The sequence below is a fragment of the Oceanobacillus sp. FSL H7-0719 genome (assembly GCF_045040795.1).
In the GTDB taxonomy this organism is placed as follows: Bacteria; Bacillota; Bacilli; order Bacillales; family Amphibacillaceae; genus Oceanobacillus.
Map to the genome: position 1 here is coordinate 246,104 of NZ_CP150301.1, position 18,839 is coordinate 264,942.

The window sequence follows — 18,839 nt, forward strand, 5'->3', positions numbered from 1 at the left end:
GCTTAGAAAAGGTATCTTTTCAAATGATGAAGAATCTCCACAGACTTAAACTATAATAAGGAGTGAGTCACATGCAAATTAAAAAATGTGAATCGTGTGGAAACGATTCCTTTGCGGTAGGAAATCTGGGAAATGGTTTTACTTCAGTAACACCGGTTGATAAGATTATGGGAAGTTCTCCATTAATACTTACTTTTTGTAAAAAATGTGGGGAAGTATCGTCCATTAAGGTTAAATATCCAGCTAAATTTTAAAATACTGGATAATTAATTTCTGACATGTACTTAAAGAGTTAATAAAAGTTATTTAAAAAAGAGGTTTTAAAATATAGACATCTTTTGCCAGCCGTGAAAGAACAAACCTGGTTATTAGCAGAGTTTAATGAATAAATATTTCAGCTAAATTTTTATTAAGAAGTATTACAGGTGGAGCTTTTTTCTGCCTTTAGGGTAAATAGTGATTGTCCATAATTTTATAGATTACCGCTATGAATTTAAGGGGAGGTTTAGCATGATGAATGACTTTTATTGTGATCAAGTATTAAGTGGAAAAACCCAAGTTAAAAAAGTATTTGAGACAGAAAATGTCTTAGCCTATTATCATGCAAATCCATACTGGCCCGTTCATATTGTTGCCATTCCAAAGAAACATATTTCCTCATTAATTACATTGGAAGAAAGTGAAAATGATTTATTGCTGGAATTGTTTGAGGTAATCAAAAAGGCTGCAAATAAGGTGACAGAGGAAAATGGAGCTTGTAGAGTGCTTACAAACTTAGGGGATTACCAGGATTCAAAGCACCTTCATTGGCATATAGTTTTTGGAGAAAAATTAAGATGAATAATTAATAAAATACGTTTGGAAGCACTTTAATAAAAGTGGAATTTAAATAGAAAAAAGGGGGAATAACCTTGACGCCGAACATACCTGAACTACTTAATGAATTATATCCAGTTAATTTAACAAAAGTCGAATCAGTAACAAATGAAATGTTTCGCTGTATTGCTGAGGAAGGTGAGTACTTTGCAAGAATGACAAACTATAAAAGCTTAGCTGAACAGTTGGAAGAAGTTAACTATACGAATTTTTTATTTGAAAAAGGTATGGGTGTATCGCCAACAGTAACTTCATTAAATGGCAAGTCAGTAGAAAAAATGATTCTTAATAATAACGAGGTCTTAACTGTACTTTATAAATCAGCACCTGGTATTCATCTGCCAAGAAATCAGTGGAAAGCAGATGTAATAAAAGAATTGGGGCGGCAAACGGGAAGATTGCATCGTTTTTCTAAGGAATTTGAGCGAGTTCATTCAGTTAGGTATATCAATGATTGGTATGATAACGGGGAATATAACTTTTTAAAGTACATACCTGAGGAAGAGTCGGTGATTAGGGAAATTGCAAAAGAGGTTTTAACAACAATACAAGCAATACCAAAAAATCATTCAAATTATGGACTGCTGCATGGTGATTTATGGTTAGAAAATGTTTTAGTAGATAAAGACTCAAATATAACAATGGTTGATTTTCAAGATTGTGAGAAGCATTTTTATATTTTCGATTTAGCAGTTCCAATCTTTAGTGCTGTGGAGTATTCTTTTGCTGGCGGGGGAAGCATTGTTGACTACGGAAGCGAAATTACAAATGCAATTATTGAAGGGTATAGGGAGGAACACGAACTGTCTGCGGAAATGGCAGATATGCTTCCTCTTTTTATTAAGTTAAAAGAAGTATTTGAATATAGTTTGATGCATATGTACTGGAACAAAGAAAAGCTGACGGAGGAGCAGATTAGAATTATGAATCATTATAGGGTTCGCCTTGAACTAAAACATTCTATTTTTTGATTCAGCAAATGATAGGTTCATATAAATGAAGGTCTATCTGCAATAATGATAGAAAAGCAAACTGCTTTAATTAGAAATTTCTTGTATGAGCAGAAATGCGACTAGTGAAAAGAATCTTAAAAGAAATTCTTTGAGATAAAGATTTCAATAAAATAAGGGAGATAAGGCAGTAATGAATAATCTACTTGAAGACCTAAAAATTCAGTATCCAATTCTTCAAGCTCCGATGGCAGGAATAACAACACCTGAATTGGTAGCTGCAGTCTCTAATTCGGGTGGATTGGGAAATATTGGTGCAGGCTATCTGTCAGCGGGGCAGACGAGAAAATTTATTCAAAGAGTAAAAAAGCTAACAAATAAACCGTTCGGAATAAATTTATTTGTTCCCGAAAAAAATACAGTATCATCGGATCAGGTAAAACGTGCAATCCAATTATTAGACTTTTGCAAGGCTGATTTACAGTTGGCTGATTTTGAAATACCTTCATTTGAAGAGATGAATGATTTTGATAAACAAATAGAGGTAGTTATCGAAGAGCAAGTGCCGGTTTGTTCTTTCACATTTGGTATACCAGATGAAGAAGTGATTAAGAAACTTAAAAATAAAGGAATTTTTATCATTGGCACTGCTACGAGTGTAAAAGAAGCGAAAGCAGTGGAAAAATCAGGGATGGATGCTGTTGTTGTGCAGGGGAGTGAGGCGGGAGGACATCGTGGTACCTTCCTCAATAGTGAAAGCTATGTTGGCTTAATGTCACTCATTCCTCAAGCTGTTGATCATGTGCCGATTCCTGTTATAGGAGCAGGTGGAATAATGGACGGGCGGGGTGTTGTAGCTGCCTTATGTTTAGGTGCTCACGCTGTTCAGATGGGTACCGCATTCTTAACAACAAAAGAAAGTGGAGCTAATCCATTACATAAGGAAGTTGTGCTCACCGCAACGGAAGAAGACCTGCGTATTACCCGGGCATTTTCTGGAAAGCCGGCAAGAGGTGTTAATAATAAATTCATGGCAACTCTGAAAAAACATGAAAATGATCTGCTGACTTACCCCTATCAAAATAGTTTAACTAAAAAAATAAGAAGTGAAGCAGCTAAGTACAATAATAAAGATTATATGTCGTTATGGGCTGGTCAAACCCCGCGTCTTAGTAAAAACATCTCGGCACTTGCCTTAGTAGAGACAATTATCCGGGAATGTAAAATGATTAGTAATAAATTCAATTTATAAATTATATATCTGGCATCATAAAATGCATTGCATCCATACATAGCACTCATTTAATTGATACTTTTTTCTGCCGCAGTTCTTAAAAAAATACTAAGGAATGCTCGGGATGTAAAGGGAGAAAATGATTTAACAGAAAAGCAAAGGCGATTCGTATTTCTAACTAATATATCGTTTGTGAAATCTTGGAATGTGAGAATGATATCTTAGAATATAGAGAAGGGATAGATACAGACTCAGCTAATTTACTTAAAACTAGATTTAGAAGCATCTAGACAACAATTTGATAAGCATAAATAATGTTGAGAGGAGTGACAAGATTATGTCCCACACGATAGGTCTATCCGGCAGTATAATTTTATCAGAACCTAAAAAATTTCCGCTATTATTTAATAAGGAAAATATAAATCATATCGAGATTGGCGAGTTTCCAAGTAAAAAAGCTTTTGATTATTTCTTAGAACAATTAAACGAAGCAAATTTATCATTTGGTTTGCATTCCCCATTATATAGGAATGAAAGCAAATATGATTTGCTGGAAAAAGTTCAATTTGATCCTGAACAAGCTTGGGAGCAATTTGAAGCAGAAGTAAAATATATGTCTGAATTAGGGGCAGCTTATATTTTGATGCACTTTCCTTATTTTAAAGAGGAAAAAGCAATAGACACAAAAAAATGATTGAACAGGGAATTAAAAAATTATATGCTCTTCAGGAAGAGTATGGAATAACAATTGTTTGTGAACCGAAACTGGGGTTTAACAAATCTGGATTTGGGATTAATGCTCTTGATGCCTTTCCAATTGAAGTTTGGGAAAAGTATGGAATAAAACTTTGTATTGATATAGGAGATTATTTGCTCGCGACGAGCGATAAAGTCACGGATTATATAGAAAAGTGGAGAGAGTATATTAAAGTAGTTCATCTACATAATGTGGAATTTCAAGGCGATAAATACACCTGGATACCAGTTCATCCGTCACACGAAATGGACGAAATACATTTTAATGTCAAGGAATTAATAAACAAGCTCTCCAGGAGCGCAGACATTTTTTTCATTTTCGAACATACACCACATACAAATCCGACAGATACATTTGTCAATGAGGGGATTGAATGGGTAAAGGAAATAATACAAACGAGCTAAAAATAAAAGTTGTTTTTCAACCTGTAAATGGGATATTCAGATTATAAGATAGACATAAAAGGAAATAAACTGCAAAGAGGTACTAAACACAATATACAACGACTTTGTGACACTGCGAGGATACTTAATTGAATATGGCTTCATGGATCGAAGCAGGGACGGCAGTGCATATTGGAACAAAAATTAAGGCGGGATAATCATGAATGTAGAACTTACAAGATTTAAAGTGAAAGCTGGAAAGTCTGAAGCTGTTAACGAGTGGCTAAAATTCCTAAACGATAATATGAAGGATGTGCTTGTCACGTTAGAAGGGGAGAAGATGTATGTTGAAACGATATTCCGAGAAGTTCTGAATGGAGATGAGTACTTATATTGGTATTCTGTTCAAGGTTCAGGTGGTCAGGATGTAGAAGAGTCCGAGCATTGGATTGATAAAAAGCACATGGAATTCTGGGAGGAATGCATCGACGAAAGCTTCAGACCTGTTGACTTGGGAACAGAAGTCGTGATGATTCCTGAGAAAGTAAGAAAAGTTATGAATGCATAGAGGTAAAAGCTATTTAGACGGACAAAGGAATAGAACTAAGTAATAAGAGACCATAAAAAAATGGTCTTTTTCTTTAATTGCTAATTTCTGAAATTTGCGTTTAAATGGGCTGCTATTATGTTATTATTTGATTAAAATCAGGCAGAGATTTACTATACCAGTGAAAGTCTAGATAAACTTTAAAGAGCCGACGAAGCAGGAAAGAATGATCCCACGGTATTGGAAAGAAAATGTGATTATGTCATACATCCTTGGGAACCGTCAGAAGGATTATTTATCAACGGTAATTAGTAATAGGAGTGAAAGTCAAAATAAATTCTAGAGTAGAAGGTGAGACAGTACATATGAAATCCAAATTGATTATTATACGAGGAAATTCTGGAAGCGGGAAAACAACAACTGCAGAAAGCCTTCAAAATAATTTAGGGCATGGTACACTGCTGGTTTCTCAGGATGTAGTTCGGCGTGATATGCTGCGTGTAAAGGATAGAGAAGGAAATCTTTCCGTTGATTTAATCCGTCAGATCGCAGCATATGGAAAAGATAAATGTGAATTTGTGATTGTTGAGGGTATTCTTTATAAACAACGCTACGGTAATATGCTGAATCAATTAATACAGTTTTTTGATAACAGCGTGTTTACTTATTATTTTTATCTATCTTTTGAAGAAACGGTAAAACGACATAACTCCCGAGATAAAAAAATGGAGTTTGGTGAAGATTCCTTGCGCGCTTGGTGGAATCCGAATGATTATCTTGGTGTTGAGGGAGAAACAATTTTGACTGAAGGTATGTCGCGGGGCGACGTGTTAAAACTAATATTAAATCAAGTACAACTAATAGATTCCAAAATAGATTAAAAGTCATTTCGCGGAATGAGAAGTTAGAAGGCTGCAAGCTGAAGCTTATGCAGAAGGGAAGCATGAATTTGAACATTTAGTTGGTCAATTGCAAGGTGGTGCTATCTGGGCGATAATTATAATTGCAGGATATTTATTTTTACTGGCCTGGTGGGGATAGTTGTCTTTAGTAAAATAGAGAATAGTTTAAAGGGCAGGTGATTCAGATTCAATACAGCCTAAGTAAAAAGGAATCCATCCTGAAAGCTATCATTAAGATGGATTCCTTTTAATTTTAAACTTCTATTTATAGTCTTTTTTCCAATTCTTCCTTCTGGTCTTCAAATCCTGGTTTGCCCAGCAGTGCAAACATATTTTTCTTATATGCTTCAACACCTGGCTGGTCAAATGGATTGACACCTAATAAGTAGCCGCTGATTGCGCATGCCTTTTCGAAAAAGTATACAAGATACCCAAATGTATAAGCATCTAATCTTGGAATTTCAATGATTAAGTTTGGTACATCGCCATCCGTATGAGCAAGCATTGTACCAAGAAATGCTTTTTCATTGATTGCATGAATTGTTTCTCCAGCAAGATAGTTTAAACCATCTGAATCATTATCAGAGCGCTCCAATGTTAATTCTTTTTCAGCAGAATGAACGTGCAACACTGTCTCGAAAATATTTCTTCTGCCTTCTTGAATATATTGTCCAAGTGAGTGAAGGTCTGTTGTAAAGTTTGCAGATGAAGGATAGATTCCCTTATTGTCTTTGCCTTCACTTTCACCGAATAGCTGCTTCCACCATTCAGAGAAATACTCGAGGCTTGGTTCATAATTGATAAGAAGTTCGGTAACTTTTCCTTTGTTATATAAAATATTTCGGATTGCTGCGTATTGATATGCAGCATTTTCTTTTAAGTCGGAAGTGGAAAGGTCATCCATTGCTTGTCTAGCTCCGTCCATCATATCATCGATTTGAATACCACTTACGGCAATTGGCAGGAGTCCAACAGCAGTTAATACGGAATATCTTCCACCCACATCATCAGGGATAACAAATGTTTCATAACCAGCCTTGTCTGCTGAAGATTTTAAGGCACCCTTTGCCTTATCGGTCGTAGCAAAAATACGATTTTTCGCTTCTTCAACACCATATTTCTCTTCTAAATATTTCTTAAAGATACGGAAGGCAACTGCAGGTTCAGTAGTTGTTCCACTCTTGGAAATAACATTTATCGAAAAGTCTTTTCCTTTTAGTAAGTCGAATAGTTCTGCCATATAAGTCGAACTTAAATGATGGCCGACAAAAATAATTTGCGGAGCATTTCGGTCTTCTTTTGATAAAAGATTTTGGAATGAATGGTTCAGCATTTCCAATGCAGCACGTGCGCCAAGATAAGAGCCGCCAATTCCAATTACTAGTAAAATATCAGAGTTCTTTCGGATTTTTTTAGCAGCTTCTTTAATTCTTGCATATTCTTCTTTATCATAGTTTTCAGGTAAATCTAGCCAGCCAAGAAATTCATTTCCAGCTCCTGATTTTTCATGGAGCAAGTTGTGGGCAGCATTTACCAAAGGAGCAGCATTTTCTAGTTCAGCTTCACTAAAGAATTTTAGTGCTTTATCGTAGGTTAAAGAAACATGAGTCATATTTTTTCTCCTTTTTACATATGTATTTAATTTAACTTTAAGTGATTTATAAGCTGAAAGCAAGAGGGAGAGCTTGTTAGTGTTTTTAAAATATTTATAAAATAGCTGATATTTCCTTAGGGAGTAAGCTGGTTCATTCCTGTTTACATATATCACTCTATTCATTTAATTTTGAAAAAAATTGTTGTGCAAGAATGTCTGTTTTATAATAGATGTATATCTTTGTGGAGGTGTAATCGATAAGAGCTTGGCTTACATTAAATATTGAAAGGGAGCGATCCTATTTTTGAAAATAAAAAACGATTTTATATTGCGCTAGTCCTCTTTTTTATATACCTGATAATCAGTTCACCCTTTATTTACGAAGGTTACCCTCAGAATAATACATTTATTTTTAGTATACCTTTAAAATCTTGGATTGGATTAAATTATGTAGGTATTATTGCATTGATTTTTCTTTTTATTAGCTTTTATTTACTAGTGAAGTCACTCAATAAGTATAAAGGGAGGATGCTTTTATTAACACTGTTTTTAGCGGCAATTACACCACAAGTTCTTGCTGATATATACCAAAAAACTTTTGCAACAGGTGTGTATGCAATTTCTTATGAACAGGAAAATAGCAAATGCGAATTTACAATGGATGATCTTGAAGTTGATTTACAGGTCAAATGTGAACTGATTTTAGAGAATCATAGTGGTGATGATATTGAGTTATTTGTAGAATTTATTGGGTTATATAGTAAGAGAGATGATTCTATGATTAAATTATTAAATAATGATGCTCCATATAAGATAAAATTACAAAAACATCAAAAGAATTATGTGGAAATAAATACAACCATCCAGTCATCTAATCTTGAGTACTCGATGGAAGGTGGGGGTATGTCTGGCATGAATATAATTATTAAATCAGATGGGCTTGAAAGAACATTATAGGTTTTTGCTATGCTTGGACATTTAGTAAATACATGAATGAAGGAAAAGATATTACTTTTGATCTGGTCAGGGAAGGACATTAGGAAAGTATCCTATGGTTAAGATGCGATTGGAAATTTCAAAAAAACAGGTTATTTAGCGGACTTTTATGAGAATCCTGAAGTTCATAAGACTGAGTTGGAAGAATACGTTGTTGTAATATATGTTAAAGGCTGTATTTACTAAGTGAAGAGGCAGTTTAAAGTTATATCCTTTGTAAACAGGATTATAGCCGGAAGTTCAAATAGGAACTTATCAAAGAAAAGGTCTTTAGACAGAGAAAGGAATTATCGTATTATTTCATTAGAAAAGGATGTTTATTATGGCGAGAAGTGAAAAAGCAGTATTTACTAATATGTGTATGATTTATGATAAGAACGGAAGAGTCCTTGTACAGGACCGGCTAAATCCGAATTGGCCAGGCATCACATTTCCTGGTGGTCATGTGGATAAAGCAGAATCATTTTCGAATTCTGTGATAAGAGAAGTACACGAAGAAACAGGTTTGACAATTTCTTCACCTGTTCTGTGCGGAGTGAAACAATTTCAGACAATTGAAGGTGAACGATATGTCGTCTTGCTGTATAAAACAAATAAATTTCATGGAGAATTAGCGTCTTCACAAGAAGGGCAAGTCTATTGGGTGCATAGGGAGGAGTTGCATACTTATAATCTGGCGGATGACTTTGAAAAGATGCTTGAGGTGTTTGAATCGGATGACATCAGTGAGTTGTTTTATAGCGCGGAAGAGGAAGATTTGCATGCGAGCTTGCTCTAAATATTACTGGAAGTAAGCGTCTATGGGACGGATGAAACGAAGGAAACTAAGGGAGAGAAATGAAAAAATGCGAATGATTATGATTTTCGGATTTCTTGGTCTAATCATTGCTGCTATTTGCGGTATATATGCCCAGGACATATCTTATTTTTTAAATGAACAGTTTCCATTCATAGAATTAAGTACAGCAATAACTGTTATAACCTTACTTAGTATTGGACTGTATATACTCATACCTATATTATTTTCCATCTCTAAAAAGGTTAAAAAGGAAACCTTCTATAGGTTTTTGGTTGTAAGCGGTCTCGTTGGTGTGCTGATTTCCATTAGGTCACTTTTTGTTTGGGCGATGTGGATGATGTAAACCTTAAGCTGCTGAACGATGAAACGATTTACTTCGTTATTTAGTCTATTAATGTAAAGGAGGCTCACCTATGTTCCGCAAACAGCTCGTATTGTTCGTATTCACCTTACTATTTCTTTCTGCTTGCAGTTCTGAGACCTTTATTTTTACTGGAGAGACAGAAAACTGGTCAACGGAATTAAAGGTTATACAGCATGGTAATGGTTATGAAAATCAGGAATTTAAATTACTGTTCAAAGGTGATCCGAGTACTGTTGATAACGTAAATTTTAATGTTGAAACTAATGCGACCGGGTTCGGTGGAAGTGATTATGAATTGAATGGGAAAGGGGAGATTTTGGTTAGTGATGAGGCAAATCCAACCAATGCGAAGATAACTGATGATTCTGAGGTGGAAGTTACTGTGGAATGGAATGATAAGACAGAAACAATAATATTAGACAATTAGGCTTCTAACAGGGTTATTATTCTGATCAGCAGGTAAGAAAGTTATCGAAGAGTATGGCAATGAAGATGTTTTTGGGTGGGAACTCCGGCATATTACAGGTATACAGTATAATAATAGCCACTCCTATGATGTAACTGCCCGGCTTATGTAAAAAAGACGTTAATCCAAAAAAGGATAACGTCTTTTAATCATTTAGCGATTTTCAGATTGGTCAAGCCATTCTTGAAGCTTGTCTTTTAATGTGTTAAAGCCAACAGCGTCATCTTCTTCTGTTTGCTTCTTGTTTTGACGCGGTTTACTTGTTACATTATTCTTTGGTGCTTCTTCTGTAGCGCGAATAGATAGAGATACTTTGTTTTTTTCTTCGTTTACGTCAAGGACTTTTACTTTAATTTCATCGCCAACTTTAAGATGATCATTAATATCTTTTACGAAACCATTTGTGACTTCTGATATATGAACTAATCCCTGTGTTTCCTCGTTTAGAGCAACAAAAGCTCCATAAGGCTGAATACCTGTTACTTTACCTTCAATAATTTGGCCGTTTTCAAACTTGTTCGTCATGCTGAACACTCCTATATTTGTTATCGATTCTTTTCACACAATGTAACATTTTATCATAAATATAGCATTCTAGCAAAAAACAAATAAAATTCATGATACATACAGTGTTTTAAAAAGAAAAAAGCGACGAATCCGCCGCTTATTCATTCCTTTGTGTTGCTTAATTCAGCTTTTAGACTTTCATAAACATCCATCCAAAAATCATGATGATCCCGAAAAGATTTGTTCATAAACATATACATTTCCTGTGCTTTTTCTTTATGATCTGGCGCATCTTTTGGTGGAAGCTTTGCACGGGAGTCATCAACAAAATCCTGGATTACTTGAGCGCGTGGTCCCCATTTGCCAACTTCTCTTCCATCTTCATCAATAAAAATAAAGATTGGGATTGATCGAGCCTTTCCATTTGTTAAATATTGATCCATTAATTCGAGATTTTCATCGCGCAAAAGCATGCGAACATCCATGTTTGCCTCTTTCGCAATGCGGAGCAGAATAGGTACATTAAGCATAGCATCGCCACACCAATCTTCAGTTAAAACAATCGCACGAAGGTTTTGGTTTTGCAAATGCTCAATAAAAGCCTTGTCTTCGGGAAGTTCAAAATTATCATAGATGGAGAGTAATCCATCCTTATTTGTTTCCATGCCTTCAATATAAACATCTGGAGAAAATGCTTTTTCGAACCAATCATTTAAAGTCATGACATGCACCCCTTTACTGTATTACTAAAAATATTACATGATAGAAGAAGTTGAAGTAAACCTTTATGCATTTTTTTTGGTAAGATAAAACAAAGAATAAATTATCAGTGGTTTTTAAGGAGGATATCAATGACAAATTTTAATCGGGAGTTTTTATTAGAGCTTTTAAATACACCTTCACCATCAAGCATGGAGATGGAAATTCAGAAAAAGTGGATTAGCTATGTAAAGGAATTTGCAGATGAAATTCGTACAGATAATGCTGGGAATGCTATCGGTGTGCTAAATCCAGACGCTCCATTTAAAGTGTTGCTCGCAGGTCATAGTGATGAAATTGCATTAGTTATTAATCGAATTGATGAAAACGGCTTTCTTCATTTCGATAAAATGGGAGGGATTAACCCAAAAGCAGCGGTAGGCATGCGTGTGAAAGTACTTGGATATAACGGTGAAACAGTTGGAGTAATCGGTGTAAACGCGCAGCACCATGGCGGGTTGAAGAATGACTTTTCCCTAGAAGATCTTTTCATCGATTGTGGCTATAAGTCAAAAGAAGAAGCGGAAGAAATGATCCAAATTGGTGATCTTTGTGTATATAAAACAGAGCCTGAAATACTGCAAGACCGTTATGTGGCTGGACGGGGGCTGGATAACCGCACAGGCTCCTTTATTGTAGCTGAAGTGTTAAAACGCTTGTCTATGAAGGATTTGAAGGTTGGTGTGTATGCTGCAAGTACGGTAAATGAAGAGACAAATATGGGTGGTGCTTATTTCGCTGCTGCTGGCGTGGAACCAACAATGGCGATAGCCTGTGACGTTACGTTTGCGACAGATTACCCGGGTGTGAATAAAAATAAGTATGGTGATGTTACATTAGAAGGTGGACCAGTACTTGCAAAGGGTGCGCCAATTAACATAAAAATGAACAAGCTGCTTGAAAAGGCTGCAAAGGAATTAAATATGAAAGTACAATATGAATTAACGCCTCGCATGACAGGAACAGATGCAGATCGCATGCGTCTGACTGGCAAAGGTGTGCCTGTTTCACTTGTTTCTCTTCCGCTTCGTTACATGCACTCACCTGTAGAAACGGCAAGCTTTGAGGATATTGAGGAAGAAATTACTTTACTTGTTAAGATGATTGAAGACCTGACAGGAAACGAAAGCTTAAATCCTTTAGAAAATTGAGTTTAATGGAATTAGAAGATAGACCTACTCATGGACGGAATGTGAGTAATGAGACTTGTGTTCGGGATTATATCACTAATATTAATTAGTTCTAAAGACCTTGTTTTCTTTTTGATAGAAAACAAAGGTCTTTTTTTAATTTTATTATGGGCGAATATAATCAATTTCATTTCATTATAGAAAATAATGATGGATAGTTGAAAGGTTTTAAATTAAAAGATGGTGATGTACCAATGTTTAAAAAGAGATTAGCTGTATTTGACAGGAATAATAGTTTGAAGAAAATCAAGAAAAAGTAATACTAATCGATTAATTTAGAAGATTCAGTTTAAATTCGACTAAAGTCGACAAAAAATAAGCGGTCAATCGCTTATACTTAGCTTAACAACTAAGACCGTACACGAAGGGGCCTGGTCATGCTATCGATATTATTTTGTGAAGGAGGTAAAATTTTGTAATTCTGAGGGGAATTGTCGATTAGCTGAGCAGCAAAAAATTAGTTAGAAAATAAGGGAGGAATTAGGTTTGAGATTAAAGAAAAAGCGAAAAGTCAAAGCGTTTAGTATTGCTGCTTCCGTTTTAATGACCATTTCTTTGATCGCGCCTGGAGCTGCTTTTGCCCAGCCGAACGCGAAGATTAGTCAATCACTTAATGATTCGACAGAAATTGTTGAACAAAAAGTAAGTGAGCGGCTGTTAACTAGCTTTAAAGATGACGAGTATGTAACTTTCTTAGTTAAATTCAATGAAAAAGCTGAAGTTGAAAAAGTAGCGCAAGAAGCTAGAAAAAAAGCGGAAAAAGCCAGTTTAACGAAGCAAAAGGTAGAACATACACAGCGTTCTGCAGTTATTGCTGAGTTAAAAGAAACTTCCCTGACTTCACAGCAAGATGTAAAGGAATATCTCAGCAAAGAAAAAGAGAATGGAAATGTAAAAGACTTTCATTCTTATCACGTTGTGAATGGGATGGCAGTTACAGCGAAAAAAGAAGTAGCTGAAAAGATTGCCACCTTTACTGAAGTTGAGAAGCTACTACCTAATGAAACTCGTGAATTATATACAACAGTATCAAAAGATGCTGAAACACCAAAATCTGATATTGCTAATGTAGAATGGAACGTAGACAGAGTTGGTGCTCCAGCAGTATGGGATATGGGATTTGATGGATCTGGTGTCGTTGTAGCCAGTATTGATACTGGTGTACAGTGGGATCACCCGGCGTTAAAGGAAAAGTACCGCGGTTATGATGCTGCGACAGATGAAGTAGATCATACGTATAGCTGGTATGATGCAACAGCTGACGCAGATACACCGTATGATGACCAAGGGCATGGTACACATGTAACTGGAACAATGGTTGGAGCGGAGCCAGACGGTTCGAACCAAGTTGGAGTTGCTCCAGGGGCAAAGTATCTATCTGTTCGTGCATTTACTACATCTGGTGGTTCAGATGCGGATCTTTTAGATGCTGCTGAGTGGATTCTTGCGCCTGCAGGAGATGCCACAATGGCGCCAGATGTTGTGAATAACTCATGGGGCGGCGGACCTGGTCTTGATGAGTGGTATCGTGATGTTGTTATTGCTTGGCGTGCAGCGGAAATTTTCCCTGAATTCTCGGCTGGTAATACGACTCTATTTAATCCTGGTGGTCCTGGTTCAATTGCTACACCAGCAAACTACCCAGAGTCATTTGCTACAGGAGCGACAGATATTAATGATAATCTAGCAAACTTTTCATTACAGGGACCTTCTCCATATGAAGGGGATATCAAACCTGATATTTCAGCTCCAGGGGTAAATATTAGATCTGCTGTCCCGGGAAGCGGCTATGAAGGCGGTTGGAATGGCACGTCTATGGCTGGCCCTGCAGTATCTGCAGTAGTTGCGTTAATGATTCAAGCAGACTCAAGCTTATCAGTGGACGAGCTAGAGGAAATCTTGATTCAAACTGCTAATCCACTAACTGATGGTACATTCCCTGAAGCTCCGAATATGGGGTATGGACATGGTCTTGTTAATGCGCATGATGCAGTTTCCTCTCTAGTTACTGGCCTGGGGACGATTGAAGGTTCTGTAACAAAAGAAGGGGAAGATGATGAAGCTCCTGCTTTTGAATATGAGCCAGTAGAAGTGACTTATGCTGGAACAGATCTGGACTTAACAATTACTGCATCGGATAATGTAAGTGTTGTTTCAGTTGAAGCTGTTTATGGAGATAAAAGTGTTCAGGCAAAAAGAGTTTCTGGAGACTTTAAATCTGGTGAATATGTGGTAACGATCCCAGGTGAAGATGTAGAAGAGGGTACGTTTGATTATCACTTCGTCATAACAGACTTTGGTGGTAATGAAACTACAACAGATACCTATTCCATTCAAGTTGAACCAGGTATTACAGTTGGGTATTCTCAAGACTTTGAATCAGAAGCAGCTGGCTGGTCCGTATTCGGTACAAACAGCTCTTGGGAGCGTGGAATACCGACCTCTGGCCCTGAAGAAGCTGTTTCAGGAGAGAATGTATATGCAACAAATCTAAACGGTCTTTACAATAATTCCGAGAACTCAACTCTTGTTATGCCACCGGTTGATTTACCAGAAGGTGAGTCCTATTTACAATATAGTCAGTGGTATAATCTTGAAAACAATTGGGATTTCGCACATGTTTTTATTTCTACGGATATGGAAAATTGGACACAGCTTAATCGTATTACAAATGTTTCCGATGGCTGGTTAGAATCAGAAATTGATTTATCTGATTATAGCGGCGAACGTGTGTATATTGGCTTTAACCTGACAACAGACGGCAGCGTTGGAAGAGATGGCTGGTATATCGATGATGTAAGTCTATCAGACACATCGAATGGCGCTTCAAGCAGTGCTGTTAAAGATGGAGCAAAACTAGGTGTCGACAAAGCAGATGCAAAGGATAAAAAAGCTGCTAAAAAAGATCCAGTAGATCCTTCGAAAATCACACCTGAACTTTCTGTAGAGAAAGATAAAGCTGAAAAAAGTGAAAATGCACCACAAACATTGCCTTTAGATGCAACAGTGAGCATCCTTGAGAGCGGACGTTCTGTTAAAACAGATCCAGCAACTGGAAGCTATTCACTGCTTCATGCAGCTGGTGAATATACAGCAGTTGCTGAAGCTTACGGCTACCATAATGCTGAACAAGCTGTGACGGTCGAAGCAAATGGAACGGGTTCTGCAAACTTTGTATTAGATGAGCAAGATAAGTATACTGTCTCAGGAACGGTTACAAATGAAGTAACGGGTGAAGCAGTTGCTGATGCAACATTATTAATTGTTGAAGACGCAAATGTCGTTCCATCAGTTACTGATGAAGATGGTAACTTTTCAATCACAGCTTATGAAGGCGTTTATACAGTGAAGGTCTTGGCTCGTGGTTATCATGGGATAGAACAAGAAATTGACTTAACTGCTGATGGAACTATAAACATTGAATTAGAGCCTTTCTACACAGTACCTGGCGGAGAAATCGGCTATGATGATGGTACAGCAGAAAACGCTCGTGCATTCTATGATGCTGGTAATGGCTGGGCAGTGAAAATGTCTCTTGAAGAAGGACGTGACACTGGAATTGTTACAGACGGTGTCTTCCAATTCCATGATTCGGATTGGCCTGTACCGGGTGGAACAGGGTTTGCAGTTGAAGTTTGGGATGCAACTGGACCTGATGGAACTCCAGGTAAGAAATTAGCTGGTCCAATCGAAGCAGAAGCAACCCGCAGCCTGGATGAGTGGACAGTGGTTGATTTGAGTGAGCATAGCATTCAAGTTAGCGGCGACTTCTATATGGTTTATATTCAAACAGCAGTAAATACTGCTGCACCTGGATTAGCAACAGATGAAAACGGTACAAATGCAGAGCGCAGTTATCAATTAGTTGGCGGTGCATGGTCTCCTTCTCCGGCAGCTGAAGGTAACTATATGATCCGTTCACGTGTAAGTTACGAGGTGGAATCACCAACAATAACTTCCCCTGCTGAGGGATTAATTACGAATGAAGCAGAAGTATCTGTCGAAGGTACAGCTTCACCTACAACATCAGTAAAATTACTGAATAATGGTGAAGAAGTATCTACAGTTGAAGTAAATGACGATGGCAGCTTTGCTGTACCTGCTGAATTGTCAGAGGGAGATAACGAATTTGTTGCTGTTACCATCTTAGATGGAGCTGAGGTAATGGAATCTGAGCCAGTATCAGTTATTCTGGACACAGAAGCACCAGAATTAACGATTGATAATCCGAAAGATGGAGATAAATCAAAACGTGAAACAGTAACTGTAGAGGGTACTGTTGCTGATGCAAACCTGGATTTTGTTGAAATTAATGGAGAACGTGCTGACGTAACTGATGGAACTTACGCTAAGCGTATCCTGCTTGATGAAGGTGCAAATGAAATCGAAGTAGTTGCAACCGACTTAGCTGGTAATTCAACAGCTGAATCTGTAACTGTTGATGCAGATTATACAGCGCCGGAAATTGAGAATTTAACACCTGAAGAGGATGTTAATCTCAATGCAGGAGAAAGCGTGAAGTTTGAATTTGACAGTGAGCCTGGATTAAAAGCAACATACTTTATCCATATGCCTCTGACAAATACAACACAGAACGCAACTGAGCTTCCGTTGATGGAAACAGAAGATGGCCACTATGTTGGCTACTGGACTGCAACAAGCAACGCTGTAGCTGAAGGGGCTGTTATCGAAGTAAAAGTCGTTGATGCTTACGGCAATGAAACGAGAGAGCAAGCGGATGGAAAACTATTCATTAATGCTGAATAAATGACTAATCGCTGAAAAAGATGCGGGGGAAAAATTCTCCGCATCTTTTTTTTGCTGAATTCCCATCACATTCCAAAGGTGGAATAAGAGATGGTGCAAGAATCAGAAGAATACTCAATCCTAGTTAAGGCTAACGGCAGTTTGTATCGACTATGAAGAGAGATACCCTATTTGATTATTTGGAAATCAGTATGATGATGATAAGCTGCATTTACATTTTACTTGTATGGAAGTTGAGTTGCTTTGTTGAAGTTAACATATTCAGTTTGTAAAATAAGTGCTATAAAAGATGAAAAATCTTCCAAAACAAAGACCTTGCAAATAATGAAAAATAGCGTATACTTATGATTAGTAACTGAATAATCGATTCTAATCTTCGGGGCAGGGTGCAATTCCCGACCGGCGGTAATAAGTTTTTACTTTAAGTCCGCGAGCCATATTTTTTATGGTTGATCTGGTGAAAATCCAGGACCGACAGTTAAAGTCTGGATGGGAGAAGATGTCAAGCCGAATTAAGGTGCGTTTTTTCTGTACCTATATTTACCTTTGCATTTATAACCCTGAAGTCTTAGCAGACTTTAGGGTTTTTCTGTCTTTTAGCAGATTCTTGAAAAGAGACAGAGTAATTGATGGATGCAGGCAAGGCTCCTTCATCACGAGATAGAATCGATTAAAATAGATGAAGGAGGAAAAGATGATGCAAAAAACGAGTAAGCAATCATCTAAATTAGTAAGATTAGTTATTTTAGCACTTTTAGGGACAATCTCGCTTATATTATTTTTCTTGAATTTTCCATTACCATTTCTGCCGCCTTATTTGAAAATCGATTTTAGTGATGTGCCAGCATTAATGGCCGGACTGATTTTTTCACCAATGGCAGGTGTTGTCGTAGTTTTAATAAAGAACTTGATCTATCTAGTAGTAACAGGAGCGGCTGATCCGATTGGGGTCGCAGCTAATTTCTTAGCGGGAGTAATGTTTGTTTTGCCAGTGTCATTTATATATCATAGATTCCATAAAGGTGTGAAGAGCATTGTCTCTGGGTTAATTACCGGAACAATCGTAATGGCAATTGGTATGACTGTATTAAATTATTATTTTATTCTACCAGCATATGCATGGTTTATGGGCTGGGATATGGGCGACCAGATTGCGTGGGGAGCTATCCTGATTGGAGTCTTGCCCTTTAATGTTATTAAAGGGGGTGTAGTTGGATTATTATTTGTTCCATTGTTTGTAAAAATGCGCAGTTGGATTGAACAAAAGCAAGCTAATTTCATATAAAGCAAAAAGGGTTTCGATCATTAGATAGATCGGAACCCTTTTTATGCTTATATTTAATTATTATTTCCACTTTGACTTTCCTCATCAACTAGCATTCTAGCAGTTGGCATAGCTTCAAGTCTTTCCTCGGGAATTGGTTTTTGAGAAAGTTCGCTGATTCCGTATGTCTTATTCTCAATTCTTTCTAATGCATCCTTGATTTCTCTCAGTTGATTTCGATGAGCATTTTCCAGACCGGCATCTCGTTCCTGTTCAAATTGCTCTGTCCCTAAGTCTGCTGGATGGTTGCCATAATCCGATAATTCTTGAATTGCATCATTGGGTGATTCATTATTATTTGAATGAATCATCTTTTCCGTTTCTGTTTTCATTTTATCCAGCTTTTCACGGAAATAGTTGAGTTTATCATCAGATAGGTAAGTATTCATCATAATCGCTCCTTTTTAAGGACCTATTCTTGAAT

19 protein-coding genes, 1 pseudogene and 1 riboswitch are annotated in these 18,839 nt (G+C 37.0%); of the genes and pseudogenes, 16 read left to right on the top strand and 4 right to left on the bottom strand.

What is annotated here, in order from left to right; genetic code table 11:
• Positions 1 to 71 precede the first annotated feature (71 nt).
• The 9 genes and pseudogenes from NST93_RS01210 to NST93_RS01250 all read left to right on the top strand — a co-directional run bounded on the left by NST93_RS01210 (position 72) and on the right by NST93_RS01250 (position 5,628).
• Positions 72 to 254 carry a hypothetical protein gene (locus tag NST93_RS01210; protein ID WP_405100424.1) on the top strand — a complete coding sequence of 61 codons (183 nt, stop codon included), beginning with the start codon at positions 72 to 74 and terminating at the stop codon, positions 252 to 254.
• Between the two features lie 256 nt (positions 255 to 510).
• Positions 511 to 840 carry an HIT family protein gene (locus NST93_RS01215; RefSeq protein WP_405100426.1) on the top strand — a complete coding sequence of 110 codons (330 nt, stop codon included), beginning with the start codon at positions 511 to 513 and terminating at the stop codon, positions 838 to 840.
• A gap of 65 nt (positions 841 to 905) precedes the next feature.
• On the top strand, positions 906 to 1,847 hold the full coding sequence (locus NST93_RS01220) for a phosphotransferase enzyme family protein (protein WP_405103719.1): 942 nt from the start codon (positions 906 to 908) through the stop codon (positions 1,845 to 1,847).
• 172 nt (positions 1,848 to 2,019) lie between these two features.
• The gene (locus NST93_RS01225; RefSeq protein ID WP_405100427.1) at positions 2,020 to 3,078 is read left to right on the top strand and encodes an NAD(P)H-dependent flavin oxidoreductase; all 1,059 of its coding nucleotides are present in this window, start codon (positions 2,020 to 2,022) and stop codon (positions 3,076 to 3,078) included.
• A gap of 319 nt (positions 3,079 to 3,397) precedes the next feature.
• Positions 3,398 to 3,754, top strand: a complete 357-nt coding sequence (locus NST93_RS01230; protein WP_405100429.1) for a hypothetical protein — start codon at positions 3,398 to 3,400, stop codon at positions 3,752 to 3,754.
• A complete protein-coding gene (locus NST93_RS01235) occupies positions 3,751 to 4,221 on the top strand; it encodes a TIM barrel protein (protein WP_405100431.1) in 471 nt (156 codons plus the stop codon). The genes NST93_RS01230 and NST93_RS01235 overlap by 4 nt, the downstream gene beginning before the upstream one ends.
• 58 nt (positions 4,222 to 4,279) lie before the next feature.
• A pseudogene (locus tag NST93_RS01240) lies at positions 4,280 to 4,408 on the top strand (DUF2087 domain-containing protein); the annotation flags it as partial.
• Between the two features lie 12 nt (positions 4,409 to 4,420).
• Positions 4,421 to 4,768: a DUF6176 family protein gene (locus NST93_RS01245; protein ID WP_405100433.1), complete on the top strand. Its 348-nt coding sequence runs from the start codon at positions 4,421 to 4,423 to the stop codon at positions 4,766 to 4,768.
• A 344-nt stretch (positions 4,769 to 5,112) separates the two neighbouring features.
• A complete protein-coding gene (locus NST93_RS01250; RefSeq protein ID WP_405100435.1) occupies positions 5,113 to 5,628 on the top strand; it encodes a kinase in 516 nt (171 codons plus the stop codon).
• Positions 5,629 to 5,914: 286 nt separating this feature from the next.
• Here NST93_RS01250 and NST93_RS01255 read toward each other — a convergent pair whose 3' ends face one another.
• Complete coding sequence (locus NST93_RS01255; protein WP_405100437.1) at positions 5,915 to 7,261, bottom strand: glucose-6-phosphate isomerase; 1,347 nt, start codon at positions 7,259 to 7,261, stop codon at positions 5,915 to 5,917.
• A gap of 510 nt (positions 7,262 to 7,771) precedes the next feature.
• Here NST93_RS01255 and NST93_RS01260 point away from each other — a divergent pair.
• The 4 genes from NST93_RS01260 (at position 7,772) to NST93_RS01275 (ending at position 9,829) form a co-directional block, all read left to right on the top strand.
• Complete coding sequence (locus NST93_RS01260; protein ID WP_405100439.1) at positions 7,772 to 8,200, top strand: hypothetical protein; 429 nt, start codon at positions 7,772 to 7,774, stop codon at positions 8,198 to 8,200.
• A 361-nt stretch (positions 8,201 to 8,561) separates the two neighbouring features.
• The gene (locus NST93_RS01265) at positions 8,562 to 9,017 is read left to right on the top strand and encodes an 8-oxo-dGTP diphosphatase (RefSeq protein ID WP_405100441.1); all 456 of its coding nucleotides are present in this window, start codon (positions 8,562 to 8,564) and stop codon (positions 9,015 to 9,017) included.
• A 22-nt stretch (positions 9,018 to 9,039) separates the two neighbouring features.
• Positions 9,040 to 9,381, top strand: coding sequence for a hypothetical protein (locus NST93_RS01270; RefSeq protein WP_405100443.1), 342 nt, complete (start codon positions 9,040 to 9,042; stop codon positions 9,379 to 9,381).
• 70 nt (positions 9,382 to 9,451) lie between these two features.
• On the top strand, positions 9,452 to 9,829 hold the full coding sequence (locus tag NST93_RS01275) for a hypothetical protein (protein ID WP_405100445.1): 378 nt from the start codon (positions 9,452 to 9,454) through the stop codon (positions 9,827 to 9,829).
• Between the two features lie 192 nt (positions 9,830 to 10,021).
• On the opposite strand, the gene yugI is transcribed toward NST93_RS01275, so the two are convergent.
• Both yugI and NST93_RS01285 read right to left on the bottom strand, forming a co-directional pair.
• Positions 10,022 to 10,393, bottom strand: coding sequence for a S1 domain-containing post-transcriptional regulator GSP13 (gene yugI, locus NST93_RS01280; protein ID WP_405100447.1), 372 nt, complete (start codon positions 10,391 to 10,393; stop codon positions 10,022 to 10,024).
• 143 nt (positions 10,394 to 10,536) lie between these two features.
• Entirely contained in the window at positions 10,537 to 11,097 is a 561-nt protein-coding gene (locus NST93_RS01285; protein ID WP_405100449.1) for a thioredoxin family protein, read from the bottom strand.
• A 129-nt stretch (positions 11,098 to 11,226) separates the two neighbouring features.
• On the opposite strand from NST93_RS01285, the gene NST93_RS01290 reads away from it, so the two are divergent.
• The 3 genes from NST93_RS01290 (at position 11,227) to NST93_RS01300 (ending at position 18,376) form a co-directional block, all read left to right on the top strand.
• Positions 11,227 to 12,285 (top strand): M20/M25/M40 family metallo-hydrolase, encoded by a 1,059-nt coding sequence (locus NST93_RS01290; protein ID WP_405100451.1) that lies wholly within the window; start codon positions 11,227 to 11,229, stop codon positions 12,283 to 12,285.
• A gap of 582 nt (positions 12,286 to 12,867) precedes the next feature.
• Positions 12,868 to 17,091 (top strand): S8 family serine peptidase, encoded by a 4,224-nt coding sequence (locus NST93_RS01295; protein WP_405103721.1) that lies wholly within the window; start codon positions 12,868 to 12,870, stop codon positions 17,089 to 17,091.
• A 368-nt stretch (positions 17,092 to 17,459) separates the two neighbouring features.
• Positions 17,460 to 17,596: riboswitch (FMN riboswitch) on the top strand.
• A gap of 192 nt (positions 17,597 to 17,788) precedes the next feature.
• Positions 17,789 to 18,376 (top strand): ECF transporter S component, encoded by a 588-nt coding sequence (locus NST93_RS01300; protein WP_405100452.1) that lies wholly within the window; start codon positions 17,789 to 17,791, stop codon positions 18,374 to 18,376.
• Between the two features lie 53 nt (positions 18,377 to 18,429).
• On the opposite strand, the gene NST93_RS01305 is transcribed toward NST93_RS01300, so the two are convergent.
• Complete coding sequence (locus tag NST93_RS01305) at positions 18,430 to 18,804, bottom strand: hypothetical protein (RefSeq protein ID WP_405100454.1); 375 nt, start codon at positions 18,802 to 18,804, stop codon at positions 18,430 to 18,432.
• Positions 18,805 to 18,839 lie beyond the last annotated feature (35 nt).